Origin of the sequence: Enhydrobacter sp., from assembly GCF_030246845.1 — a bacterium.
Lineage (GTDB): Bacteria > Pseudomonadota > Alphaproteobacteria > Reyranellales > Reyranellaceae > Reyranella.
This window is the reverse complement of record NZ_CP126889.1, coordinates 3,739,142-3,762,291: the sequence shown is the minus strand read 5'-3', so window position 1 is coordinate 3,762,291 and position 23,150 is coordinate 3,739,142. Positions and strand designations below refer to the sequence as shown.

The 23,150-nt window shown below is 67.7% G+C and carries 23 protein-coding genes; 6 read left to right on the top strand and 17 right to left on the bottom strand.

The window, feature by feature from the left end; all coding sequences use genetic code 11:
• Positions 1–18: 18 nt before the first annotated feature.
• The 6 genes from OJF58_RS18830 to tcuA form a co-directional block, all read right to left on the bottom strand.
• Positions 19–1,737 carry an amidohydrolase family protein gene (locus tag OJF58_RS18830; RefSeq protein WP_300779284.1) on the bottom strand — a complete coding sequence of 573 codons (1,719 nt, stop codon included), beginning with the start codon at positions 1,735–1,737 and terminating at the stop codon, positions 19–21.
• Positions 1,738–1,768: 31 nt separating this feature from the next.
• The gene (locus OJF58_RS18825) at positions 1,769–3,490 is read right to left on the bottom strand and encodes a thiamine pyrophosphate-binding protein (protein ID WP_300779282.1); all 1,722 of its coding nucleotides are present in this window, start codon (positions 3,488–3,490) and stop codon (positions 1,769–1,771) included.
• Positions 3,491–3,537: 47 nt separating this feature from the next.
• Complete coding sequence (locus OJF58_RS18820) at positions 3,538–4,536, bottom strand: MBL fold metallo-hydrolase (protein ID WP_300779280.1); 999 nt, start codon at positions 4,534–4,536, stop codon at positions 3,538–3,540.
• An 81-nt stretch (positions 4,537–4,617) separates the two neighbouring features.
• Positions 4,618–5,997, bottom strand: a complete 1,380-nt coding sequence (locus tag OJF58_RS18815; protein ID WP_300779279.1) for an MmgE/PrpD family protein — start codon at positions 5,995–5,997, stop codon at positions 4,618–4,620.
• Positions 5,998–6,028: 31 nt separating this feature from the next.
• Positions 6,029–7,045 carry an NAD-dependent epimerase/dehydratase family protein gene (locus OJF58_RS18810; RefSeq protein ID WP_300779277.1) on the bottom strand — a complete coding sequence of 339 codons (1,017 nt, stop codon included), beginning with the start codon at positions 7,043–7,045 and terminating at the stop codon, positions 6,029–6,031.
• A gap of 4 nt (positions 7,046–7,049) precedes the next feature.
• Complete coding sequence (gene tcuA / locus OJF58_RS18805) at positions 7,050–8,561, bottom strand: FAD-dependent tricarballylate dehydrogenase TcuA (protein WP_300779275.1); 1,512 nt, start codon at positions 8,559–8,561, stop codon at positions 7,050–7,052.
• Positions 8,562–8,694: 133 nt separating this feature from the next.
• Between tcuA and OJF58_RS18800 the strand changes: the two genes are divergently transcribed.
• Together OJF58_RS18800 and glk are read left to right on the top strand one after the other, a co-directional pair.
• Positions 8,695–9,453: a GntR family transcriptional regulator gene (locus tag OJF58_RS18800; RefSeq protein WP_300779272.1), complete on the top strand. Its 759-nt coding sequence runs from the start codon at positions 8,695–8,697 to the stop codon at positions 9,451–9,453.
• 97 nt (positions 9,454–9,550) lie between these two features.
• On the top strand, positions 9,551–10,525 hold the full coding sequence (glk, locus tag OJF58_RS18795) for a glucokinase (protein WP_300779270.1): 975 nt from the start codon (positions 9,551–9,553) through the stop codon (positions 10,523–10,525).
• Here glk and OJF58_RS18790 read toward each other — a convergent pair.
• The 8 genes from OJF58_RS18790 to OJF58_RS18755 all read right to left on the bottom strand — a co-directional run bounded on the left by OJF58_RS18790 (position 10,522) and on the right by OJF58_RS18755 (position 18,331).
• Positions 10,522–11,226, bottom strand: coding sequence for an SDR family NAD(P)-dependent oxidoreductase (locus OJF58_RS18790; RefSeq protein WP_300779269.1), 705 nt, complete (start codon positions 11,224–11,226; stop codon positions 10,522–10,524). The genes glk and OJF58_RS18790 overlap by 4 nt on opposite strands.
• 41 nt (positions 11,227–11,267) lie before the next feature.
• Complete coding sequence (gene lpdA, locus OJF58_RS18785) at positions 11,268–12,674, bottom strand: dihydrolipoyl dehydrogenase (protein ID WP_300779267.1); 1,407 nt, start codon at positions 12,672–12,674, stop codon at positions 11,268–11,270.
• 1 nt (position 12,675) lies between these two features.
• A complete protein-coding gene (locus tag OJF58_RS18780) occupies positions 12,676–13,971 on the bottom strand; it encodes a dihydrolipoamide acetyltransferase family protein (protein ID WP_300779266.1) in 1,296 nt (431 codons plus the stop codon).
• Between the two features lies 1 nt (position 13,972).
• The gene (locus OJF58_RS18775) at positions 13,973–14,986 is read right to left on the bottom strand and encodes an alpha-ketoacid dehydrogenase subunit beta (RefSeq protein ID WP_300779265.1); all 1,014 of its coding nucleotides are present in this window, start codon (positions 14,984–14,986) and stop codon (positions 13,973–13,975) included.
• 3 nt (positions 14,987–14,989) lie between these two features.
• Positions 14,990–16,222, bottom strand: a complete 1,233-nt coding sequence (locus tag OJF58_RS18770) for a 3-methyl-2-oxobutanoate dehydrogenase (2-methylpropanoyl-transferring) subunit alpha (RefSeq protein ID WP_300779263.1) — start codon at positions 16,220–16,222, stop codon at positions 14,990–14,992.
• Positions 16,223–16,330: 108 nt separating this feature from the next.
• Positions 16,331–17,092, bottom strand: a complete 762-nt coding sequence (locus tag OJF58_RS18765) for a metallophosphoesterase (RefSeq protein ID WP_300779261.1) — start codon at positions 17,090–17,092, stop codon at positions 16,331–16,333.
• On the bottom strand, positions 17,089–17,478 hold the full coding sequence (locus OJF58_RS18760) for a DUF488 family protein (RefSeq protein ID WP_300779259.1): 390 nt from the start codon (positions 17,476–17,478) through the stop codon (positions 17,089–17,091). The genes OJF58_RS18765 and OJF58_RS18760 overlap by 4 nt, the downstream gene beginning before the upstream one ends.
• An 82-nt stretch (positions 17,479–17,560) precedes the next feature.
• A complete protein-coding gene (locus OJF58_RS18755) occupies positions 17,561–18,331 on the bottom strand; it encodes a hypothetical protein (protein ID WP_300779258.1) in 771 nt (256 codons plus the stop codon).
• A gap of 229 nt (positions 18,332–18,560) precedes the next feature.
• Between OJF58_RS18755 and OJF58_RS18750 the strand changes: the two genes are divergently transcribed.
• Both OJF58_RS18750 and OJF58_RS18745 read left to right on the top strand, forming a co-directional pair.
• Positions 18,561–19,004, top strand: coding sequence for a thermonuclease family protein (locus tag OJF58_RS18750; RefSeq protein WP_300779257.1), 444 nt, complete (start codon positions 18,561–18,563; stop codon positions 19,002–19,004).
• Positions 19,005–19,115: 111 nt separating this feature from the next.
• Positions 19,116–19,481, top strand: coding sequence for a hypothetical protein (locus tag OJF58_RS18745; protein ID WP_300779255.1), 366 nt, complete (start codon positions 19,116–19,118; stop codon positions 19,479–19,481).
• A gap of 38 nt (positions 19,482–19,519) precedes the next feature.
• Here OJF58_RS18745 and OJF58_RS18740 read toward each other — a convergent pair whose 3' ends face one another.
• From OJF58_RS18740 to OJF58_RS18730, 3 genes are all read right to left on the bottom strand, one after another.
• Positions 19,520–19,831: a hypothetical protein gene (locus OJF58_RS18740; protein ID WP_300779253.1), complete on the bottom strand. Its 312-nt coding sequence runs from the start codon at positions 19,829–19,831 to the stop codon at positions 19,520–19,522.
• A 157-nt stretch (positions 19,832–19,988) separates the two neighbouring features.
• Positions 19,989–20,264, bottom strand: a complete 276-nt coding sequence (locus OJF58_RS18735; protein WP_300779252.1) for a hypothetical protein — start codon at positions 20,262–20,264, stop codon at positions 19,989–19,991.
• 124 nt (positions 20,265–20,388) lie between these two features.
• Positions 20,389–20,778 carry a copper resistance protein CopC gene (locus tag OJF58_RS18730; RefSeq protein WP_300779251.1) on the bottom strand — a complete coding sequence of 130 codons (390 nt, stop codon included), beginning with the start codon at positions 20,776–20,778 and terminating at the stop codon, positions 20,389–20,391.
• Between the two features lie 64 nt (positions 20,779–20,842).
• On the opposite strand from OJF58_RS18730, the gene OJF58_RS18725 reads away from it, so the two are divergent.
• Together OJF58_RS18725 and OJF58_RS18720 are read left to right on the top strand one after the other, a co-directional pair.
• Positions 20,843–21,193 carry a hypothetical protein gene (locus OJF58_RS18725; RefSeq protein ID WP_300779250.1) on the top strand — a complete coding sequence of 117 codons (351 nt, stop codon included), beginning with the start codon at positions 20,843–20,845 and terminating at the stop codon, positions 21,191–21,193.
• 16 nt (positions 21,194–21,209) lie between these two features.
• Positions 21,210–23,138: a CocE/NonD family hydrolase gene (locus OJF58_RS18720; protein WP_300779249.1), complete on the top strand. Its 1,929-nt coding sequence runs from the start codon at positions 21,210–21,212 to the stop codon at positions 23,136–23,138.
• Positions 23,139–23,150 lie beyond the last annotated feature (12 nt).

Here is a 23,150-nt window from a genome sequence, read left to right as displayed (position 1 = left end):
GGCCCGAAAGCTGGAGCCTCAAGACGCCAATTTGCCTTTCAGCACCTCGCCGGCGAAGGCGCCCGTGGCCTTGCCCTCCTCGAACGTCACCGTGCCGTTGACGATCGTGGCACGGATGCCTTCGGCCTTCTGCACCAGCCGGCGCGCGCCGCCCGGCAAGTCCTTCTCCACGGTCGGCAGGCAGGGCCGGATGCGCGCTTCCTCGAACAGCGCCAGATCCGCCTTGTAGCCTTTCCTGACGAGCCCCCTGTCGTGCAGCTCCCACGCCGCCGCATTGTCGTGCGTCAGCTTCCTGACCGCCTGCTCGAGCGTGAAGGCGCCGCGCTTGCGCACCCAGTAGCTCAGGAAATGCGTCTGCAGAGACGAGCCCATCTCCTGGCAGACATGCGCACCCGAGTCGGAGAAGGTGGCGAGCGTTCGCTCGTGCCTCAGGATGCCGAGAACGTCTTCCGGCGACTCGTTCACCAGCGGCTGGACGTAGATCTGGTCGTCGTCGGCGAGCGACAGGTCGATCATCACCTCGACGGGATGCTGGCCGCGCGCCTTCGCGAGCTGGTCGACCGTCGGGTCGTCCCAGTCCACGCCCTTCAACGCAAAGAGGTTACCATAGTCCGGCTTGCGCGGGTCCGTGGTGGCCGCGCCGCCGCCCTGGAAGGTCTTGTCGCGCGGCTTCATCCCGGCTTCGGCCGCCACCAGCGCCCGGCGCACCGCCGGATCGCGCAACCGCTTCTTCTGTTCCTCCAGCGGCAGCGCGCGAATCGGCTGCCAGGCCGGCAGCACGTCGAACGGCAGGTACGACTTCAGCGAGAAGATCGCGTTGATCGAGCGCGTCGTACCCTGACCGAACATGCGGCCGCCCGCGGCGACGGTATCGTCGATGTACCGGGTCTGGTACTGCCAGGGATTGGGATCCTCGCCCTGACGGGTCGCCAGCACGCCGAACATGATCGGCCGCCGCGTCGCGAGCGCCACCTGCCGCAGGCGGTCGAGGAAGGCGCGATGGGCGGGGCCGCTGCCGATGTCGGGACCGACCTGGAAGATACCGGCATCGAGCTCGGCCATGGCGGCGACGATGCGATCGATCTCCGTCCAGTCGGCGATGCGGCTGGCGACCGGCGTGTCGTCGGGGGTGACGTGCGTCGTGGCGCGCGAGCTCGAGAAGCCGAGCGCGCCCCCTCTCAGCGCCTCCTGCACCAGCAGCGCCATGCGGCGCATGTCGTCGTCGCTCGCCGTCTCCTCGAGCGCGCGCCTTCCCATGACGTACATGCGCAGGGCCGAATGGCCGATATACATGCCGTAGTTGATCGCCTTGGGCAGGCGCTCGACCGTCGCCATGTACTCGGGAAAGGTCTCCCAGCTCCAGTCGATGCCGGCAGCCATCGCCTCGGTCGGAATGTCCTCGACGGCCGACAGGCAACGCGCGTACCAGTCGCGGTCGGCCGGCTTGCAGGGCGCTAGGGCGAAGCCGCAATTGCTCATCACGACCGACGTGACGCCATGCCAGCACGAGCAGCTTCCCAATGGATCCCAGGCGACCTGCGCATCCATGTGGGTGTGGCCGTCGATGAAGCCCGGCGAGACGATCAGACCGTCGGCATCGATCGTTCGCTGTGCCGGTTCGCGCAGACGCCCGACCTCGACGATGCGCCCCTGCGAGACGCCGATATCGGCGACGAAGCGCTTGCCACCGGAGCCGTCGACGACGGTGCCGCCGCGTATCAGCAGATCGAGCGCCATGGGGATTCCTCCAACTGGTTGTGTCTTCGCTTCAGTGCTGCCGGGTCTCGAACTCGTGGAACTCGCTCATGAAAGGCGCCGCTACGGCCGCGTTCAGCTTGCAGTCGAGAAAGACCGGCCCTTCCGGCCGGGCCAGCATCGGCGCCGCCTTCTGCAGGTCGTCGAGCGTGCGGACGGTCGCGGCCTGGAAGCCGAAGGCCTCGGCGACCGGCGCATAGTCGACGTCGGGGAACACCGACTTGGCGACCGGCAGATCGCGCATCTTCAGGAAATGCAGCTCGGCGCCATAGGCGCAGTCGTTCATCAGCACGATCACCAGCGGCAGATCCTCGCGCACCACGGTCTCGAGCTCGCCCATGGTCATGAGAAAGCCGCCGTCGCCGATCACGAGGACCGTTGTCTCGTCCGGCCGCGCCCTGGCAACGCCCAGCGCCGTGCCGAAACCGAGGCCGATCGAGGCGAAATCGCTGGTCATCTTGAAGTGGCCTGGCCCCGGCACGGAAAGATAGGGCACGATGCCTAGGAAGTTGCCGGCGTCGTAGACCAGGTTGCGCCTCGCCGGCAGGAGCTTGTCGAGCGCAACGCCGAGGGAACGCGGATCGACCGTGCGCGGCGTGCTGGCCGGCTGGAAGTCACGGGCGATGTCGAAGCTGGCGAGGAAACGCAGCGTCCCCTCGGAGCGGAAGGGCGACGCCGCGTTGGTGCCGGCAGGCAGCGCCGCGAGGAGCGCCTCCGCCGCCAGCCGGGCATCGCCCACCACCGCCACATCGGCCGGATACCAGCGGCCGATGCTGCCTCGACTGGCATCGACCTGGATCAGCGGCACCTTGGGCAGCGAGTGGCCGAAGCTCATGGTGAGAAGGTTGAGGCTGGCGCCGAACACCAGGACGCAGTCCGCCTCGGCGACCATCCGCCTGGCCGCCGAATGCGAGAAGGAGCCGACGATCCCGAGATTGCAGGGATGCCCGCGGAACATGTCCTTGCCGCGGGCCGACGTCGCCAGCAAGGCGCCGGTCCGGTCGGCGAGCTGCTCCAGGGCGGCCTTGGCACCGGCCCGGTGGGCGCCGAGGCCGGCGAGGATCAGCGGCTTGCGGCTCTGCCGCAGCAAGGCTACTGCCGCTTCGATCGCCTGTGGAGACGGCGCCGCTGGTGCACGCTGCGCTGGCTTCGGCGCGGGTACGGCCGCACCGAAGCCGAGATCCATCTCGGCCAATTGCACGTTCACGGGCAGCAGCAATGCCGCCGCGCCGCCCTGCAGCGCCGCCGCCGCGGCGTCCGCCAGAGCGCCGCGGGCCGCGGTCGGGCTGGTCGCGACGAAAGTCCGGATGCCGGCGGCATTCAACACGCCGGTCGCATTGAAGCCCTTGTAGTCCGGACCGATCGAATTGACGGCTCCTGTCGGCACGGCGGCGTCGCCCGAGATGATCAGGACGCGCGAGCCGGTGCGGCTGGCATAGGTGGCGGCGTGCAGGCCGTTGGCCGTTGCCGGTCCTCTGCCGATCACTGCGACGCCGAGGCCGCCGGTCGCGTAGGCGAAGCCCTCCGCCATGGCGATGGCATTGTTCTCGTGCCGCGCGCCGTAGAAGCGGATGCCGGCGCTGTCGAGCGCGGTGGCGAAGACGGCGGTATCGTCGCTCATCAGGCCGAACACCTGCTCGACGCCCAGCGCCTTGATGTCCTCGACGAGGACCTGATAGGTCGAAGCGCGGCGATGCCGGATGTCGTCGGGGCCTTCGGACTGGAGAATGGACATACCGCACTCCTCTGACTACGGCGAAGGACAATGCGCGTCTGCGATCCTCAGCCTGCCTTGAGATGACCGGGCTGCGCGCGGCGATGGCAGTTGCAGAGCCCCGCCCGATGGAAACGATACATGTCTGCCCACAGCGTCATGATGTCGGGGCGTTCGACCGCGCCGTACTCCCGATACAAGGCGGCGACGTTCAGGATGATCCGCTCGGAATCGATCCAGTCGGCGTAGGGATCGAGGGAAATCTGCGTCGCGGCCTCGTAGTAGCCCAGCCCCGCATCGTAGCGTTTGCGGGCCTCGACATTGATGTAGTCCAGGTAGCCCTTGAAGTCGGCGACGCCCTTCTTGTCGGTGATCGGGCCGTGCCCCGGCACGACGACATCGACGTCCCAACCGAGAATGGTGTCGCAGGCCTTGATCCAGTTGGCGATCGGGCCGGCCCAGATCACCGGATGGCCGCCCATGAAGAGCAGGTCGCCGGTGAAGACGATCCGCTCCTCCGGCAAGTAGACGAGCAGATCGCCGCGCGTATGCGCAGGACCCGCTTTCACGAGCTGTGCCCGCTTGCCGCCGACCTCGAGCTCCAGCCGCTCCTCGAAGGTACGGGTCGGCGCGGTATAGACGACATCGTCCCAACGGAAATACTGGCCCATCATCTCGTACAGGAACCGGGCGCCGTCGCCGAGCCGATCACGATCGCGGACGAGGGCCGCCAGGTGCTCGGGCGGCCGCTCCAGCATCTCCTCGGCGGTGGCCCTGGTGGTGATGATCTCGGCGTCCCCGACGAGTTGGTTGCCGAAGGTGTGATCTCCGTTCGAATGCGTGTTCACCAGCGTGCGGATCGACTGCGCGGCCGGAACCGCATCACGCATCGCGCCAAGCATCTCGCGTGTGAGTCGGAGGTCGAACAGCGTGTCGACGAGAAGGTTTTGCTCGCCGTCGACGATCAGGCCGGCATTGCTCCAGCCCCAGCCGCCGTCGGGCTGGAGATAGGCGTAACAGCCGTTGCCGATGTCGTGCAGACCTTTGGTGTATTGCCAGCGCGCCACGCCGTCCCTCCCGGTGCGGACTCCACGTAAATTTTCAACCCGAGTGCACCGCCGGCCGTCGGCCCTTGTCAACGCATATCCTCAGCCGATCCTGAGGCACTCCGCCAATTGGCGTACGCGCCCCGCGTCGATCGCAAGGATCGCGTCGCGAGCCCGGCTCGCGTGGTCGGCGCTCAGGACCATGCCTGCGGCCGCGGCGAACTTGCCGGCGGCCTCGTCGACAGTGAGCGTCCGCTCGCCCGCGCCGCTGTTGACGCGTACATGGCGGCGCAGGCGACGTCCGTCGCCGAGCTCCACTTCGACACCGCCCGAGAAATAGGCCGGAAACGCGGTCTCCGGATCGCCGACGCAGTCGGTACGTTCGCACAGCGAGAGCACGGCGGCATCCTTCAGCGCTTCCGGCTGGAGCTCGGCGAGGCCGAAACGGCCATGGACGAGACAGGTCGCCACCACGAAAGCCGCGCTGAACTTGGCGGCATAGTCCGTCAGCGGCCGCCGCTTGTCGGCAACCGGCTCGGCGACGATCGGCAGCGTGGGCTCGGGCAGCAGCACCCGGATGCGGGAGATGGCCTGCGGCGATGGCAGCTCGCCATGCAAGGCGATCGCCGCGTCGGCGGCGCCATGGACGAAATGGCAGACGGGGTAGGGCTTGATCGCCGTGTCGCAAAGCTCCCATCGCGTGCCGAGGCCGGCACCGAGGCATGCAACGTCGACCGCTGCGGCCCCGTCGTGCAGGTGTGTTTCAAACAGGCCGAACTTGCCTTCGTAGGGCCGGCTCGGGCCGACGAAGCCATGCCGCGCGAGATGCGCCGCGGTGATGCCGGCAACAGCGCCCCAACCCGGATGGAAGCGTTTCGTCCAGGCACCCTCCTCCAGGAAGACCTGCACGCCCGACGCGGAGCTGGCGGCAATGCCTTGGGCCGCCACGAGCTGGTCTTCTGTCAGCCGCAGGAGCTTGCCGGCAACGATGGCCGAGCTGAAATGCGAGACGATGCCGGTCGCATGGAAGCCGGCATGATGAAAGCCGCCCTTCACCGCCGCGCCGAGACGGATCGCCGTCTCCATGCCGGCGACATAGGCGGTCAGCAGATCGCGGCCGTGCCGGTCCAGTGCTTCGGCCAGCGAGAACGCGCACGGCAAGGAGGCCGCCGTGGCATGCACGATGCTCGCGAGATGCGTGTCGTCGAAGTCGAGACCGTGGATCAGGATGCCGTTGGCCAGCGCCGCATCGCGCACCGGCAGGCGTTCCCGGCGGCCCAGCACCGTGCAGTTCCCCTTCCCTCCAAGAGCATGCAAGCCGGCGGTGGCCTTTTCCGCGAACGGATAGGCGTTGGCAGCGAGGCCGACGCCGAGACCGTCCAGCATCTGGATGCGCGCCCGTTCGCGGGCGGCGGCCGGGATATCCTCGTACCGCAACGCCGCCGCGAAGCGGGCGATATCGAGGGCCGGCGTTCCGTTCATGGTCTTCTGGACCGCGCGCCTCTTGCGCGCCTCATGACCGAGCCGGAAGCTCGCGGTCCGAATGCGGCCGCTGCTGCTCGAGCCACCGGACGTAGCGCCGAATGCCCTCCTCCAGCGACACGCGCGGGACCCAGCCGATCTCCGATTCCGCCCGTTTACGGCTGAAGCCGAGGTGCGTGCCGCCGGCGGAACGGACCGCGCGGGTGTCCGCGCGATACTCCGGCTTCAGCGTCGAGCCGCAGACCTTCAGCACGGCATGCACCACCTCGGTCAGGCTGGAATCGACGCCGGTCGCGAGGTTCATCAGCAGGCCATGCCTGTCGCTCGTCATCGCCGCCATGCAGCCGGCGGCGATGTCGGTGACGTAGATGTAGTCGTGCACTTCCTTGCCGTCGCCGATGACGATCGGCGCCTCGCCCTTGCGCACGCGTTCGTAGGTTTCCGCGATGAAATTGGCGTTCACCGCCCGGGCGTGCTGGCGCTCGCCGTACACCGAGGTGAAGCGCAGTGCGTTGAACTGCAGGCCGTATTTCTGGGCATAGAGCCGGCAGAGGCTTTCGCCGAACAGCTTGCTGACGCCGTAGACCGCGCTCACCGGCGAGAGCGTCGCGGTCACCGTGGCCGCGTCCTCTTCCAGGACGTCCGCCTCGGCATTGCCATAGGCGGCCACGGACGAGGAGAACACCAGGCGGCGAACGCCGGCGAAGCGTGCCGCCTCCAGCGTGTTCAGCAGCCCCACGGTGTTCACCTGCACGCCCAGCGCCGGGTTCTGCAGCATGGGGATGGTCAGAAAGCCTGCCAGCGCGAAGATTCCGTCCGCCCCCTTGCTGGCGTCCAGCACCTCGTTCAGGCGCAGCACGTCGCCGCGAACAAGCTTGACGCGCGGTTCGGCCAGCAGATGGGCGATGGTATCCGGCGTGCCGAGGGCGAAGTTGTCCAGCAGTCGCACTTCGGAAGCATCCGCGGCGAGGAGCGCATCGGCGAGGTGCGAACCGATCAGGCTCGCGCCGCCGGTGATGAGATAGGCTTTGCCTGCGACCTCGGCCATGACGCTACTCCGCCGCCGCGCGGGCGGGCCGCATCGCATGCCGGCCGGCGGAGGCGCCCGCCAGCCGCCCGAAGACCGAGCCCGACATCAGTCCGGCCCCGCCCAGGTAGTTCTGGTAGAAGACGCCGCCGACCAGCTCCCCGGCGGCATAAAGACCCGGGATGGTGGCATCGGTGGTATCCTGCACCTCGCCCTGGGTATTGATGCGCAGCCCGCCGAAGGTGAAAGTGATGCCGCAGGTCACGACGAAGCCGTAGTAGGGCGGTTCGTCGATCGGCAGCGCCCAGTTGGATTTGGGCGGCGTGATCCCTTCGGTGTGCTTGCCGTCCAGGATCGCCGGGTTGTAGTCGCCCGGCTGGCAGGCGGCATTGTAGGCGGCGACGGTGCCCACGAGCCCTTCGACATCGATCTCGAGCGCCTTGGCCAGCTCCCCGATAGTCTGCGCCTCCGCCTTGGTCACCTGCTTGATGCGGTATTCGTCGCGCACCATGGCGATGGTCTTGCTGTCGAAGATCTGCACGGCCGCACGCTGTGGCTGCTTCATCACCTCGCGGCCGTACTTGGCGTAAGTGTGGTTGCGGAAATCCGCGCCCTCGTCGACGAAACGCTGCCCGTCCATGTTGACGACGATGCCGAGCGGGTAGGAGTGCTTCTGGAAGTTGTCCAGCACCACGCGATCGCCGAACGGCGGTGCGCTGATGTCCCACTGCACCGCGTGGCACGTCGACCAGCCGCCGAACGCCTGGGCGCCGATCTCCAGCGCCGCGCGGATGCCGTCGCCGGTGTTGTGCTTCGTGCCCCGCACGCGGCAGAGTTCCCAGCCCGGCCCGAGATAGCGCGTGCGCATCTCCGGATTGGCTTCGAAGCCGCCGCAGGCCAGCACGACGGCGCCGGCGTGGATCTCCTCGTAGCCGTCCGGACCGAAGGCCAGCACGCCGGTGATCGCGCCACTCTTCGCCTGCAAGAGCTTACGCAAGCCGGTGCGATAGCGAATCTCGATGCCCGCGCGGTCCGCCGCCTTGACCAGGAAATCCACCAGGCCCCAGCCGCCGCCGACCGCCTCGATGTTCACGCCGCCGTAGAAGTGGTGGATGCCGTTCACCTTGTAGGACTGGCGGCCGAACATGGGGATGAAGCGCACGCCCTTGCTCTTCATCCATACGACCGTCTCGCGCGAACGACCGATCAGGATGTCGGCCAGTTCCTCCTGGGTGAGCCCCTCGGTGACCCGGGTCAGGTCATCCATGTAGAGGTTCGCCGGCAACGGCGGGATATAGATCTGGCTCGCCTCGGCATCGGACAGGTCGGCCAGCACGTCCCGGCGCAGGTCGTCGAGCCCGTCATGCACGAAGCGGAAGCCGCCGGCCGTGAAGGTGGAGTTGCCGCCGCGCTCCTCCTCGCTCGCCTTCTCCAGGACCAGCACGCGGCCGCCCTGCTCCCGTGCCGACAGCGCCGCGCACAGCGCGGCATTTCCCGCGCCGACGACAATGACATCGTATTCGCCGTCGCCTGCCATCGCTCGTTTCCTCGCCTCTGTGTCATCTGCAATCTATCGTGGCCGGCACTTGTGCATGCGTCAAGGTACAAATGTATACACAAGTATTATGATTTTCCTTGAAAGGCTTGAGGCGCCAGCCTAATTTTGGTCCATGAAACTGGACGATGTTTTCAGCGAAGCCGAAGACGACGGCAGGCCGGGTGCGCCGGGCCGCAGCCACTGGGCCTACGAGCGGCTGCATGAGGCGATCCGCGAGGGCGCGCTCGAGCCCGGCCAACGGGTGATGGAGACCGATGTCGCCGCCTGGCTGCGCATCAGCCGGACGCCGGTTCGCGAAGCGATGCGCCGCCTGCTGGCGGAGGGGTTGCTGGAGCATGCCGCCAATGGCGGCCTCGCAGTGGCGCTCTACGACCTGCGTGCCATCAGCGAGTTCTATGCCACGCGCGAGAGGCTGGAAGGCGCCGCGGCGGCGCTGGCGGCGGAGCATGCCGATCCGACGGAACAGCGCATCCTGTCGGCCATGCTCGACGCCATGCGCGCTCTGCCCGCCAACCCGCGGGCGCATGCACGCGAAAACCAAGCCTTCCATGAGCAGATCTATCGCGCCGCGCACAATCGCTTTTTGTTGAAGAGCCTGCGGGCGCTGCTGAACTTCGTGCCGCTGCTGGGCCGCACCACCTATCATGACGACAATCGGATCGAGGAAGCCCAGGCCGAACATGCAGAGATCGTCGAGGCGGTCCTCGCCCGCGACCCGCAGCGGGCCGAGCACGCCGCGCGCCAGCATATCCGCCACGCCTACAACAGCCGGGTGCGCGTGGTGACGGAGGACGTGCGCAACGCCGCCCGGCGACGTTCCTTGCACAAACCCTCTCCTGCTCCACTCGGTGCAAGCGCTCCACGCGGCTGAGCCAACTCTCGATGGCGGTTACATTCCGCCGACGGATCCAGTCTGGTCTCTATACTGCGATTCGCGATACTGCGGCCTGCGCACTTTGGGAGAGGACATGATGACACCTTCGCCATCCGCAATCCTCGCCGACATCGGCGCGACCAATGCGCGGTTCGCGCTGCTGGACGGAACCGACGTCGGTCCTGTCGTCACGTATCCCGTCGCCGACTATGCCTCGCCGGTCGAGGCAGTGCGTGCGTTCCTCGCCGGTCCCGCTCGCGGTCACGCACCCGCGCTGGCCCTGCTCGCGGCGGCCGGGCCTGTCGTGGACGGCCGCATCACGATGACCAATGCGGCCTGGACGCTCGATGCGGGGCGCATCCGCCAGGGATTGAACCTGCAGAACGCCAAGGTCCTGAACGACTTCGAGGCGCTGGGATGGGCCCTGCCGGCGTTGCGCGCGGACGATCTTTTCAGCCTCGGCGGCGGTACGCCGGGCCGTCACGGCACCATGGCAGTGATGGGACCGGGCACCGGCTTCGGGCTGGCCGCCATGGCCTTCGCCGAAGGCGGCGACGAGGCCGTGCTGGTCACCGAGGGCGGCCACGCGACGCTGTCGAGCGAGAGCCGGCGCGAGGATGCGATCATCCTCGCCTTGCGCGAGCAGCTTCACCACGTCTCGATCGAGCGCGTGCTGTCGGGCCCCGGCTTGGTGCAGCTTTACCACGCGATCGCCCGCGTCGACCGGCTCACCGTGCCGGAACGGATCAGCAGCGAGATCGTCGCGGCCGCGCTGGGCGGGGACTGCGAGGTCAGCCGCGAGACGCTGGAGCTCTTCTGCGCCTTCCTGGGCAGCGTCGCCGGCAATGTCGCCCTGACCCTCGGCGCGCGCGGCGGTGTGCTCGTCGGCGGCGGCATCGCACCGCGCTTCGCGGAGTTCCTTCGCCGATCGGCCTTTCGCGAGCGGTTCGAGTCCAAAGGCCGGATGTCGTCCTACCTGGCGCAAATTCCGACGGCGATCATCGTCCGCCCCGATCCCGCGTTCGTGGGTCTCGCCTATCTCGCCCGCCGCTCGGCGGGAAGATCCTAGCTTCGGCCCGCGACCGGCACGGCCGCCCCGTGGATGGCGCGCGCGGCGTCCGAGGCCAGGAACATGATCGTGCTGGCAAGATCCGCGGGCGCGACCCATCGGGCAGGATCCGCATCCGGCATGGCCGCCCGGTTTTCGGGCGTGTCGATGATCGTCGGCAACACGCAGTTGACGTTGATATTGCGATCCCTCAGCTCGGCGGACATCGACTCGGTCAGGCGAATGACCACGCTCTTGGCGGCGGCATAGGCCCCCATTGTCGCGCCGCCTCTCAATGCGCCGGCGGCGCCGACATTGACGACCTTGCCCCCGCCCGCCTCGATCATCGCCGGGACCGCCGCCCGTACTGTGTTCAGCAGGGTCCTCACGTTCAGGTCGAACAGGAACGTCCAGGTCTCGTCGCTCGTCTCGTGCACGGCTTCGCCCATGCGAAAGCCGCCGGCAATGTTGCAAAGAACATCGACCTTGCGAAAGCGCTGGCGCGCAGCGTCCACCACGCGCTGCGCCTCCTCGCGCTTCAGGAGGTTCGCCGGAACCAGGGCGCGCTTCTCGCTGTCCGCGCCGAACGCCGACTTGAGGCGCGTTGCGTCCAGGTCGACCAGGACCAGGTTCGCGTCCGCCGCGGCGAAGCCATTGGCCAAGGCCTGGCCCAGATTGCCGGCGGCGCCGGTGATGACGACCGTGCGGTTCGAGAAATCCATGTCACTTCACCTTTTTCAAATTCCAGCGTGTACGAGCAGAACTAGACATGCAGCGCCTCGCCCAAGGCGCGCAAGCTTGCTTCGTGAAAGGCCTCGCCCAGCGTCGGATGGGCGTGGATCGTGCCGCCGATATCTTCCAGCCTCGCGCCCATCTCGAGCGCCAGCGAGAAGGCGGCTGCGAGTTCCGACACGCCGGCGCCGACGGCGGCGATGCCGAGCACAAGGTGGTTGTCGGCCCGCGCCGTCACCCTCACGAAGCCATCCTCCGCGCCCAAGGTCAGCGCGCGGCCGTTGGCCTGAAAAGGGAAGCTGGCGACATGCACCGCCCGCCCGGCCCGCCGCGCGTCCTCGGGCGACAAGCCAACGGTCACGATTTCCGGGTCGGTGAAGCAGACAGCCGGGATCGCCGCGCCGTCGAAGACGCGACGATGGCCGGCAATCACTTCGGCTACGACAACGCCCTGGGCCATCGCGCGATGGGCGAGCATCGGCTCGCCGGCGAGATCGCCGACCGCCCAGACATTGCGCATCGACGTGGCGCAGCGCTCGTCGACCTGCACGAAGGCGCCGTTCGTCGTGAGATCGAGTCGTTCCAGACCGAAGCCCGTGAGCCGTGCCCGCCGACCGGTGGCCACGAGGACGCGGTCGGCCGCGATGCTGCGCCTCGTCGTCCCTTCCTGGTCGATCAGCAACGCGCCCTTGTCATCGGACAGGCCGGCCGCCCGTGCCCGCGTCAACACCTCGACACCGAGGGCCCGCAGGTGCTTCGCGACCGGGCGCGCGAGCTCGGCATCGTAGGCGGGCAGGATGCGGTCCTCGGCCTCGATCACCGTGACCTTGGCGCCGAGCTTGGCGTATGCCGTCCCCAGCTCGAGGCCGATGTAGCCGGCGCCCACCACGACAAGGCGCTCGGGCACCGTCTGCAGCGACAGGGCTTCGGTCGAGGAGATGACCTTGCCGCCGAACGGCAAGGCAGCCAGCGGCGCCGCTTCCGAGCCTGTGGCCAGCACGACATGCTCGGCACGGACGACTTGCGGGCCGGTGTCGGTCTCGACCCGGCAGGTCTTGCCGTCGACCATCTCGGCGCGACCATGCACGATCTTGACGCGGTGCCGCTTCAGGAGCGCGCCGACGCCGCCCGTGAGGCGTCCGACGATGGCATCCTTCCATTCCACGGCGCGCAGGAGATCGATGGCCGGATGCTCGACCTTGAGGCCGAATGGCGTCGAGGCCGACTGCTTGACAGCGTTGTGGTAGGCGTCGGCGACGTGGATCAGAGCCTTCGACGGGATGCAGCCGACATTCAGGCAGGTGCCGCCCAGTCCGCCGTTCGGCCCGCCCTGCTCCACGAGCACGACATCGAGACCGAGCTGGCCGGCCCGAATGGCGCAGACATAGCCCCCGGGCCCACCGCCCACGACCAGCACCTTGGCAGCAATATCGGCCATCTCATTCCTCGATGAAAAGCGTTGCCGGCGTTTCGAGCAGGGCCTTGATGCGCTGGACGAAGCGCGCCGCGACATAACCGTCGATGACGCGGTGATCGAACGAGGACGACAGGTTCATCATGGTACGCGGCACGAACCGGCCATCCTGCCACACCGGCCGTACGACCTCCTTGTTGACGCCGATGATCGCCACTTCCGGCCGGTTGATCACCGGCGTGGTGACGATGCCGCCGAGCGCGCCGAGACTCGTGATGGTGATCGTCGAACCGGTGAGCTCCGCGCGCGTCGCCCGGCCGTCGCGCGCCGCCTCGGCCAGCCGCCGGATCTCCGCCGCGCAGTCCCACAGGCTGCGCGTCTCGCAGTGACGGACCACCGGAACCATCAGGCCGGAATCGGTCTGCGTGGCGATCCCGATATGGACCCCGCCATGCCGCTCGATCGTTTCGGCCTCGTCGTCGTAGAGAGCATTCATCTCGGGAAAATCGGCCACCGCCCTGACCAGCGCGTGCATCAGGAAGGGCATCAGAGTGAGCCGCGGACGATCCGGGCGTCCCGCCGCGTTCAGGGTCGCGCGCAGATCCTCCAGTGCCGTGACGTCGATCTCCTCGACATAGGAGAAGTGGGCGACCCGGCGCTTGGAGTCGGCCATGGCCTGCGCGATGCGCCGCCGCAGGCCGATGACCTTGACCGTCTCCACTCCGGTGTTGGCGACGCGGGCGCGAAGACCAGACGGCTGCGGACCGCCGCGCAGGAAGGCATCGAGGTCGTCGTGCGTGATGCGCCCGGCCGGACCCGAGCCGCGTACCTGGCGCAGATCCACGCCGGAATCCCGCGCCCGTCGCCGTACGGCGGGCGAAGCGATCGGCTTTTCACCCGCCGGTCGCGGCGGGCCCAGAAAGCCGCGTGCGACTGGACGCGGCTCTGCCGGCGGCGCTTCGGTGGCTTTGGCGGCCGGCGGCTTTACCGGTGTCGGTGATGGCGCGGGCGCCGCGGCAGGTGGTGTCGACGGCGCCGCCGCCTCGCGCGGCGCAGCCGCTACTTCCTGATCGCCCTCGCCGGCCACTTCCAGACGGACCAGCTCGGCACCGACGGCGAGAACCCCGCCCACCTCGCCGCCCAGCGCGATGACCGTGCCGGCGACCGGCGAGGGGATCTCCACCGTCGCCTTGTCGGTCATCACGGCGGCGAGGAGCTGGTCCTCGAGCACCGACTGGCCGACCTCGACATGCCATTCGACAAGCTCGGCCTCGGCCACCCCTTCGCCGACATCGGGAAGCTTGACGATGCGAATCCCCATCTCAGGCCTCCATCACGGACTTGAGCGCGCGGCCGACCCGGGCCGGCCCCGGGAAATAATCCCACTCCTGTGCGTGCGGATAGGGCGTATCCCAGCCGGCGACGCGCACGACGGGCGCCTCGAGATGGTAGAAACAATTCTCCTGGACCAGGGCGCTGAGCTCGGCGCCGAAGCCCGAGGTCAGCGTCGCTTCGTGGACGATCACGCAGCGCCCCGTCTTTTTCACCGAAGCGACGATCGTTTCCAGGTCGTAGGGCACGAGCGTGCGCAGATCGATGATCTCGGCATCGATGCCGGTCTCGGCGGCGGCCGTCTCGGCGACAAAGACCATGGTGCCGTAGGCCAGCACCGTCACGGCATTGCCCTCTCGCCGAACCGCCGCCTTGCCCAGCGGCACCGTGTAGTGCCCGTCCGGCACCTCGCCCTGCGGATGCCGTGCCCATGGCATCACCGGTCGCTCGTGATGGCCATCGAACGGGCCGTTGTAAAGCCGCTTGGGCTCGAGAAAGATCACGGGATCGTTGTCCTCGATCGAAGCAATCAGCAGGCCCTTGGCATCGTATGGATTGGACGGCACGACAGTCGTCAGCCCCGAGACGTGCGTGAACAGCGCCTCCGGGCTCTGGCTGTGCGTCTGGCCGCCGAAGATGCCGCCGCCGGTCGGCATGCGCAGCACCAGCGGCGCCGTGAACTGTCCGTTGGACCGGTAGCGCAGCCGCGCCGCCTCCGACACGATCTGATCGTAGGCAGGATACATGTAGTCGGCGAACTGGATCTCGACGCAGGGCCGCAGCCCGTAGGCCGCCATGCCGACGGCGGCGCCGACGATGCCGGATTCGCTGATCGGTGCATCGAAGCAGCGGCTGGTGCCGAACTTCTGCTGCAGCCCCTGGGTGCATCGGAAAACGCCGCCGAAATAGCCGACATCCTCGCCGAACACGACAACGTTCTCGTCGCGCTGCATGCAGACGTCGAGCGCGTCTCGGATCGCCTCGACCATTGTCCTGCGCGGCATCGGCTAGACCCCTCCCTGCTGGCGCTGGCGGCGCAGATGCGGCGGCATCTCCTCGAATACGCCCTCGAACATGTCGCGCGCCGAGGGATGCGGCCCCGTGTGCAGGGTACCGTGGCTTTCCGCCTCCTTCTGGGCAGCGATGACGGAGGCCATGATCTCCGCTTCGGCCTGCTTGTGGCGCTCCTCCGACCACGCGCCGCGACGGATCAGGTGGTTCTTCAGGCGCAGCACCGGATCGCCCAGCGGCCAGGCATCCGATTCGGTCTTCGGTCGATAGACCGAGGGATCGTCCGAGGTGGAATGCGCGCCGACGCGATAGGTCACGTACTCGATCAGCGTCGGACCGAGGTTTCGGCGGGCGCGCTCGATCGCCCATCTGGCCACCGCGTGGACAGCCAGGTAGTCGTTGCCGTCGACGCGCAGCGACGGAATGCCGAAGCCCAGCCCGCGCGCCGCGAAGGTGCCCGAGCCGCCGCGCGCGATGCCCTGGAAGGTCGAGATCGCCCACTGATTGTTGACGATGTTGAGGACCACCGGCGCCTTGTAGGTCGAGGCGAAGACCAGGGCCGCGTGAAAGTCCGACTCGGCAGTCGAGCCGTCGCCGATCCAGCCGGCGGCGATCCGCGTATCGCGCTTCATCGCCGAGGCCATCGCCCAGCCGACTGCCTGGATATACTGGGTGGCGAGATTGCCCGAAACCGAGAAGAAGCCATGCTCGCGCGCCGAATACAGCACCGGCAACTGACGGCCCTTCAGGGGATCGAGCGCGTTGGAATAGATTTGGCACATCATGTCCAGCATGGGATAGCCACCCGCGATCAGCAGCCCGGCCTGGCGGTAGGTCGGGAAATTCATGTCCCCGGGCTCGAGCGCCTTACGGAAGGCGCAGCTCACCGCCTCCTCGCCCATGTGCTGCATGTAGAACGACGTCTTGCCCTGGCGCTGCGCCATCTGCATGCGCGCATCGAAGGCGCGCAGCGTCATCATGTGGCGCAGCCCTTCGAGCAGCTCGCTATCGCTCAACAGGCCAGCCCATGGCCCGACCGCCTCGCTGTCGCGGTTGAGCACGCGGATGATGGCGAAGGCGAGGTCGCGGATCTCCTCGGGCGCGACATCCACGTCAGGCCGCCGCACTTCCCCCGCCCGCGAGATCGGCACGTCGCTGAAATCCGGCGTGCCGCCCGGCCGCACGGCCGGCTCGGGTACATGGAAGGACAACGGTCTTGCGCTGGACATGGCGACCTCGCACGCGTTGACATCTCGGCCAAGGACCTAAGTAGCCGATACCGACATCCATCGTCGACAAGGCCGAAGAGCGGTCGCCGGGGTGAAGCTCCCGATCAGTCAAATCTCGACCGTGAAGCGGGGGTCGAAGCGGGCGTTCTCGACGCGGCCGTCCTTGGCATAGCCGCGGGCGTTGCAGACGACACGCGTGCGGCCGACCCGGTAGTCGAAGCTGTCGTGGGTGTGACCATGCAGCCAGAGATCGGGCTGCCAGCGCAGGATCTTCTCCGTGAGGTCGGAGACGAACGAGGCATTGATCGAGGAATCCCTGAAACGGTCGGCGATGCTCTGCGGCGTCGGTGCGAAGTGGGTCACGACCACGGTCGGCCCTGGATGGGGACGGGCGAAGCAGTCGTCCAGCCAGGCCACGGACTGCGCGAAGAGGAGTTGCGACAGCGCCGGGCTGAACGTCTCCTCGAAGTCGGGTGCCACCCTGATCGCGGAGAAGTCGTACATGTACCTGGTGGCATCGCTCAGCCCCCTGGTGCGGGCCTCTTCGCTGTCGAACAGTCGATAGTCCGACCATAGTGTGCAGCCAAGGAAGCGGACGCCCTGGTGGACCCACTCCGCCCGCTCCAGCAGGCGTATGTTCGTGCCGTGGCTCAATTCGGCCAGATGCGCGTAGGTCGTCGACAGGTCGCCGCCGTAGAATTCGTGGTTTCCCGCGATGTAGAGCGTCGGAAGCGTGGTCTCCCTGGCCCATTCGATGGCGCGCGCTGGGCGCGAGACATCGCCCGCGATGACCAGGACGTCGGCGGGAATCTCGGGAAACGGCAGGAAGCCGACGGACAGATGGATGTCGGAGATCAGGCCGATCTTCATCTTGCGCTCTTCCGCCGCAACCGCGCAGCGATGACGTCGCGAAGCACGACCGCCTCGTTGTGATCCTCGTCGCGCGCCGCATAGACCAGGGTAAGAGGGCCCTTGCGCGCGCAGCCCTCGAGCTCCGTCAAGGCCTCCTTCTTGTACGACAGCTCGGCCTTGTAGCGGCGGCGGAAGTCGTCCCACCGGTCGGGATCGTGCGCGAACCAGCGGCGGAGCTCCGTGCTGGGCGCCACGTCCTTCAGCCAGCGATCGATCGCAATATCGGCCTTGCGCACGCCGCGCGGCCACAGGCGATCCACCAGGATGCGCATGCCATCGTCGGCCGACGGCTGTTCGTACGCCCGTTTGAGACGCACATCCGGCTTGCGTGCCGCACGCGCCATCCAGTCCTCCTTGCCAAAGATCGCTCGAAGCGAGCGTCGCCGGGATGGTCGGCTCTCCTTGTCCTCGACGCAAGCCGGGGGCTTACGCCTTGCCGCCGTGGGGATAGCCCGCGGGGCGTTGGGCAAAGAGCAGGATGCAGGCGATCATGAAGGCGGCGAGCACCGCCGAGGCGGTGAAACGGTCGAGCGCGAGCCCGCCGCTGGCGCGCGGCTTGTCGAGGAAGTCGCCGACCGTGGCGCCGAGCGGCCGCGTCAGGATGAAGGCGGCCCAGAACAGCGCCGTGTGCGAAATCTCGGTGAAATGGTAGAGGCCCGCCACCACCGCGAGCGCCGCGAGAAACACCAGCGCGCCGCCGCCATAGCCCAGCCCCGACGTATCGGCGAGGAAGTCGCCCAGCGCGGTGCCCAGCGTCTGCGAGAAGAGAATGGTAACCCAGTAGAAGGTCTCGACACGTGGCGAGTTGACCGTATCGACCGAGACCGATCGCTCGACCCAGTACCACGACGAGAGCGAGGCCATCAGCAGCGCGAAGAGGAGCGCCGTGCCGCCGACATAGCCAATGCCGAGCGAGCGGTCGGCAAAGTCGGCCAGCGTCGTGCCGACCGTCGTGGTGGCGACGATGGTCAGCCAGTAGAGGGACGGGTGGAAGCGCCGCGCGCGGATCTGGCCGGCGAGGCATATCACGAAGAAGGCGGCATAGATCGCGGTGCCGACGAGGTAGCCGAGGCCGAGCGACATCGTGACCGCGTCGCCCGCCGTCTCGCCGAGCGTCGTCGCGGCGATCTTGATGATCCAGAACAGGAGCGTGATTTCGGGAACCTTGCTGGCGCGAGCATCCACCTCCGAGCTCATGGCCTGGTCTCCTGCGAACGACAAAGGCCCTCCGAACAGACCGCTGAAAGGCGGCGCGGCCAAGGCGGCATACCCGTGCGTGCATGTGGCGCTCGTTGTCCTTGCACTCACGATGTGATGACAGACATCACATCGCCGCTGCGGCCGATGGCGGGCGCGACGGGCAGTCGGCAAATGCTACACTTGCCCGAAAGCAGGGGCTGGCCGAGCGGGGAGAATGAAGGCGACGATGTTCATTAAACGACTGCGATGCGCGCTCGCGCTCTTCGCCATCGCCGCGCCGGCGCGCGCGCAGACCGTGCTGGACGGCAACACCATCGTGCTCGAGGGGCGCCACGTCCGCCTCTGGGGCATCGAGGCGCCGCCGCTACATTCGACCTGCGGTGGATGGCCTGCCGGCGACATCGCCGCCGCCTATCTTCGCGATCTGATCAACAACCGGTCGATCGCCTGCACGGCGCGCGGGGTCGATGCCAACGGCAAGCTCTTCGGCATGTGCCGGTCGGCCGGCGTCGATGTCGGCGCGACCATGGTCCGCAAAGGCTATGCCTGGGCCGCCATCAGATACACGCGCGACTATGTCGAGCAGGAGGCGGCCGCCAAAGCGGAAAATCTCCAGATACACGCCCATCACTGCCTGCCCGGTCCGGACAGCACGCCGCAGGGTCAGTAGCGCTGCCGGGGCGCGCCACAAAAACTCCCAGAACGATCGTCATAGGGCGAACCCCCTCGACAAGCCGGCGGCAGGGGTCTATCTGCCGCCGCCACCGACAAGGAAATCTGCATGCGCCTTTCCGCCGCGACCCTGCTTCTTTCGACGCTCCTCCTCCAGGCGTGCGCGCCGGCCTACGAGAACGGCCACCTGTCGCGCTTCATCAATCGCCAGCGCGAGGCGCGCGATGCCTGCCTCAGAAACCATGTCAGCCTGCAGGACGACCGGATCTCCTCGCCGAACGCCGTCGCGCAGGCGATCGCGGCCACCTGCACGCCGGAGAACGATCGGCTGATCCAGGCCATGTCGACCGCCGATCCCAGCGGCGAGGGGCAGATCGCCGATGCCGTCCGCAAGGACGCGGCCGTAAAGGCCGAGACCTATGTGCTGGAATTGCGCGCCCGCCCGGGAGCAAAGACCGTCCCGCTCCTGCACTAGCCGGCGCGGAAAGTCAGTACTTGGCCGTCAGACAGACGTCAGAGAAGGTCGTCGAAGCACCAGGCGGCGAGACTCCACAGAGCAACGAGCCCGGCCACGACCGACAGGAAGGCGCCGCCCACGATCGCGGTCCAGTCGCTGCCATAGACATTGTCGAACCAGAGCCAGTAGAGCGCGGTACCCGAGAGCACCATCAGCGCGAGCAGCGAGAGCCGAAGTGTCCAGCGCCATGCCTGGAGAAAGTGCGACCGCGCGAAGCGGATGCACTGACGACACCGCCGCCTGGCCGCCGACAGCACCAAGGGTTCACGGGTGCTCGCCGGCACCCAGTTGCCTGCCACATTCGACATTGTTTTCATCCCACACACTATGGCGCCGCCCGTACCCCTACGGAACGACGCCTCACCCGCCCGCACTCTTAGTGCGGCCTTCCCGCGGCAGCAAGCGGAAAGTATGCACAATCCGCCGCTGATACAATTCGTCCGCGCTATTGCAGCGTTCCCGCAATCAGGCAGCGTCCGAAAACCAGGCGCCGATCGACCACACTCCAACCAACACCAGCGTGACGGCGAGCGCGCTGCCGCCCACCGTATCGCTCCAATGTCGGCCGTACACGTTGTCGAACCAGATCCAATAGAGGACCAAGCCGCCGAGCGCGGTCAGCAGCGGCAAAGCAAGCCGAAGCACCCATTGCCATAGAACGGTCGCCGGAAGACGCTGCGGTTCGCGTCGGGCCAGCCTAAATTGGGCAGGCAGCCGTACGCCATTGGAAATAACTGTCATCGAAATCCCCACACACAATATCCCCGAGCCCGCACGCTATCGGGATCGTGCGCGTTCTGAAAGGTGAATACGGGCCGGACAGAAACTGGTCACGGCTTGAAGATCACGGTCCGCCGTTCCACTACTAATGGGGCGTGCTCTTGTTGGCGGCGACGGAGAACGCGATCTCGCCCTGGATGACATTGGCGCCGTCGAGCGCTGTGACCGTCCAGCCGAGCGTATAGTCGCCCGGCTCCAGTGCGGGCACCCGTGCGAACAGCATCTCGGGGGCGGCTTTCAAACGCGGATGCAGCGTCTGCATGATCTTGCCGTCGCGCCTGATCTCGAGGGTCGAGCGTATGTGATCGACCGGACGGTCGAAGCGCACGAAGAAGCCTTCGCTTTGGCTCGCGATCTTCGCCTTGTCCGCAGGCCACGTCTCGACCACGCGCAAGTCCTGTGCCCGGACCGCCGTCGGCAAGACCGGCAGGGCCACGAGGGCCACCCCGAGAATGGCAAGCCGTCGCACGATCATGATCGATCCCCGCTCGATGCGCTGGCAGGATAGCAGCGGACCAAGGACGGAGCACCCCGGAGACATGTCGGCACTTCGCACGGGATTGATCGTCGCCGCCTGCCTGTGGGCGGCGCAGGCGGCGGCGCAAGCGGACCGATCGAAGACCGCGCGCACCGAATACGAGTGCCTGAGCGCGGCGCGCGAGGACTTCCAGAATTCCAGACTTGCCCTCCTGAAGCAGCCGCCGCCGCGGACCATCCAGGGGATCGTGTCGGAGCGCCGGCTGGAGGAGGAGTATTGCCTGCGTACCGCCCGCTGCGTCACCAGGGAAGCCGCCGGTCCCACCGCCGAGATGCAGGCCTCGATGGAGTTCTCCAATTGCCTCGAGGAACTTTCCCTCGACAAGTACGACGCCAAGAAGCGCGGCGAATGAATCGCCGGAGCGGGCCGTGATCGCGACCGCGTTCCCGCGCGAGGTGCGCGTGATCGAGCACGTGCCGATCCGGCTGAAGGACGGCACCGAGCTGGCCGCCCGCATCTGGCTGCCGGCCGATGCCGAGCGCGACCCCGTTCCGGCGATCCTGGAGTACCTGCCCTATCGCAAGCGCGACGGCACGAACGAGCGCGATGCGCTGACCCATCCGTGGCTCGCCGGCCACGGCTATGCCGGCGTGCGCGTCGATATCCGGGGCAGCGGCGACTCCGGCGGGCTGATCTTCGACGAGTATACAAGTCAGGAGCAGGACGACGCGCTCGAGGTGATTTCCTGGCTGGCGCGTCAGCCCTGGTGCAGCGGCGCGATCGGCATGATGGGCATCTCGTGGGGCGGCTTCAATGCGTTGCAGGTAGCGGCGCGCCGGCCGCCGGCGCTGAAGGCGATCGTCTCCATCTGCTCCACCGACGATCGTTATCGCGACGACGTGCATTACATGGGCGGCGGATTGCTCGGCGACGGACTCGGCTGGGCGTCTTTCTTCTTACGCACGATGTGCCATCCGCCCGATCCCCTGCTGGTGGGCGAGCGCTGGCGGACGATGTGGCGCGAGCGCCTCGAGAACGTGCCGCTGTTCCTGGAGACCTGGCTCGCGCACCAGCGGCGCGACGCCTACTGGAAGCACGGCTCGATCTGCGAGGACTATGGCGCCATCCGGTGCCCGACCTGGCTGGTCGGCGGCTGGACCGACGGCTACACCAACGCCATCCCGCGCATGCTCGAGCGCCTGTCGTGTCCGCGCAAGGGGCTGATCGGGCCATGGGCGCATGCCTACCCGCACTTCGCGCAGCCCGGCCCGCAAATCGGGTTCCTGCAAGAGATGCTGCGCTGGTGGGATCACTGGCTGAAGGGCATCGACACGGGCGTGATGAACGAGCCGATGCTGCGTGCGTGGATGACCGAAAGCGTGAAGCCCGCCAGCCATCACGACACCCTGCCCGGCCGCTGGATCGAGGAGCAGCGCTGGCCGCCGCCGGACAGGACGATACGGCGCCTGTTCCTTGCCGACGACGGTTTGGCAACGAAGGAGGCGCCGCTGGCGCCCCGACCCGTCTGCACGCCGCAGACCGTGGGCAGGCATGCAGGTCAATGGTGCCCGTTCGGCGGCAACGACCAGGCCGGCGACCAGCGCGAGGACGACGCGCGCTCGCTCGTCTTCGAGACGCTGCCGCTCGACCGGACCTTGGAGCTCCTCGGCGCGCCCGTGCTCGCGGTCGAGCTCGAGTCCGACAAGCCGGTCGCCCACCTCGTCGCGCGGCTGTGCGACGTCCATCCCTCGGGCGAGTCGCTGCGCGTCTCCTACGGCATCCTCAACCTCGCGCACCGCCACAGTCACGCGGCGCCCTCGCCGCTCGTCGCCGGCCGTCGCTACCGCGTGCGCCTCCAGCTCAACGACGCAGGCTCGGTTTTTCCTGCCGGCCATCGGATCCGCATCGCCCTCTCGACGAGCTACTGGCCGCTTCTTTGGCCAGGCCCGGAAACCGCGACGTTGACGATCCACAGTGGAAATCTCGACCTGCCGCTCAGGCTGCCGCGCGCCCCGGAGGCGGTGCGCCCACTCCCGGGGCCAGAGACCGCGCCGCCCGACAAGATCACCGCCGTCGCGCCCGGCGTGAAACGCATCGAGCGACTCGGCCTCGAACTCGGCACGCATGGCCAATGGAACTGGCGGATCGACGACGACGATCCCGCGAGCGCCATCGCCGAGCTCAGCCACACCGACACGCTCGCGCGCGAGGCCTGGAAGATCCGGATCGATACGTCCCTGCGCCTCTCCTGCACGCGCCGCGCCTTCTTCCTGCGCGCGAGCCTGCGCGCTTGGGAGGACGCCGAGGAGGTATGCTCCCGGACCTGGGACCGCCGCATCGGGCGCGATTGCTTGTAGCGATCCACCCGA

Coding starts and splice junctions, on each gene's coding strand:
- OJF58_RS18750 (WP_300779257.1), top strand. CDS start 18,561: ATGTTCATTAAACGACTGCGATGCGCGCTCGCGCTCTTCGCCATCGCC.
- OJF58_RS18800 (WP_300779272.1), top strand. CDS start 8,695: ATGAAACTGGACGATGTTTTCAGCGAAGCCGAAGACGACGGCAGGCCG.
- OJF58_RS18830 (WP_300779284.1), bottom strand. CDS start 1,737: ATGGCGCTCGATCTGCTGATACGCGGCGGCACCGTCGTCGACGGCTCC.
- OJF58_RS18735 (WP_300779252.1), bottom strand. CDS start 20,264: ATGACAGTTATTTCCAATGGCGTACGGCTGCCTGCCCAATTTAGGCTG.
- OJF58_RS18745 (WP_300779255.1), top strand. CDS start 19,116: ATGCGCCTTTCCGCCGCGACCCTGCTTCTTTCGACGCTCCTCCTCCAG.
- OJF58_RS18815 (WP_300779279.1), bottom strand. CDS start 5,997: ATGAACGGAACGCCGGCCCTCGATATCGCCCGCTTCGCGGCGGCGTTG.
- OJF58_RS18770 (WP_300779263.1), bottom strand. CDS start 16,222: ATGTCCAGCGCAAGACCGTTGTCCTTCCATGTACCCGAGCCGGCCGTG.
- glk (WP_300779270.1), top strand. CDS start 9,551: ATGATGACACCTTCGCCATCCGCAATCCTCGCCGACATCGGCGCGACC.
- OJF58_RS18790 (WP_300779269.1), bottom strand. CDS start 11,226: ATGGATTTCTCGAACCGCACGGTCGTCATCACCGGCGCCGCCGGCAAT.
- OJF58_RS18740 (WP_300779253.1), bottom strand. CDS start 19,831: ATGTCGAATGTGGCAGGCAACTGGGTGCCGGCGAGCACCCGTGAACCC.
- OJF58_RS18730 (WP_300779251.1), bottom strand. CDS start 20,778: ATGATCGTGCGACGGCTTGCCATTCTCGGGGTGGCCCTCGTGGCCCTG.
- tcuA (WP_300779275.1), bottom strand. CDS start 8,561: ATGGCAGGCGACGGCGAATACGATGTCATTGTCGTCGGCGCGGGAAAT.
- OJF58_RS18755 (WP_300779258.1), bottom strand. CDS start 18,331: ATGAGCTCGGAGGTGGATGCTCGCGCCAGCAAGGTTCCCGAAATCACG.
- OJF58_RS18810 (WP_300779277.1), bottom strand. CDS start 7,045: ATGGCCGAGGTCGCAGGCAAAGCCTATCTCATCACCGGCGGCGCGAGC.
- OJF58_RS18825 (WP_300779282.1), bottom strand. CDS start 3,490: ATGTCCATTCTCCAGTCCGAAGGCCCCGACGACATCCGGCATCGCCGC.
- lpdA (WP_300779267.1), bottom strand. CDS start 12,674: ATGGCCGATATTGCTGCCAAGGTGCTGGTCGTGGGCGGTGGGCCCGGG.
- OJF58_RS18765 (WP_300779261.1), bottom strand. CDS start 17,092: ATGAAGATCGGCCTGATCTCCGACATCCATCTGTCCGTCGGCTTCCTG.
- OJF58_RS18725 (WP_300779250.1), top strand. CDS start 20,843: ATGTCGGCACTTCGCACGGGATTGATCGTCGCCGCCTGCCTGTGGGCG.
- OJF58_RS18760 (WP_300779259.1), bottom strand. CDS start 17,478: ATGGCGCGTGCGGCACGCAAGCCGGATGTGCGTCTCAAACGGGCGTAC.
- OJF58_RS18780 (WP_300779266.1), bottom strand. CDS start 13,971: ATGGGGATTCGCATCGTCAAGCTTCCCGATGTCGGCGAAGGGGTGGCC.
- OJF58_RS18775 (WP_300779265.1), bottom strand. CDS start 14,986: ATGCCGCGCAGGACAATGGTCGAGGCGATCCGAGACGCGCTCGACGTC.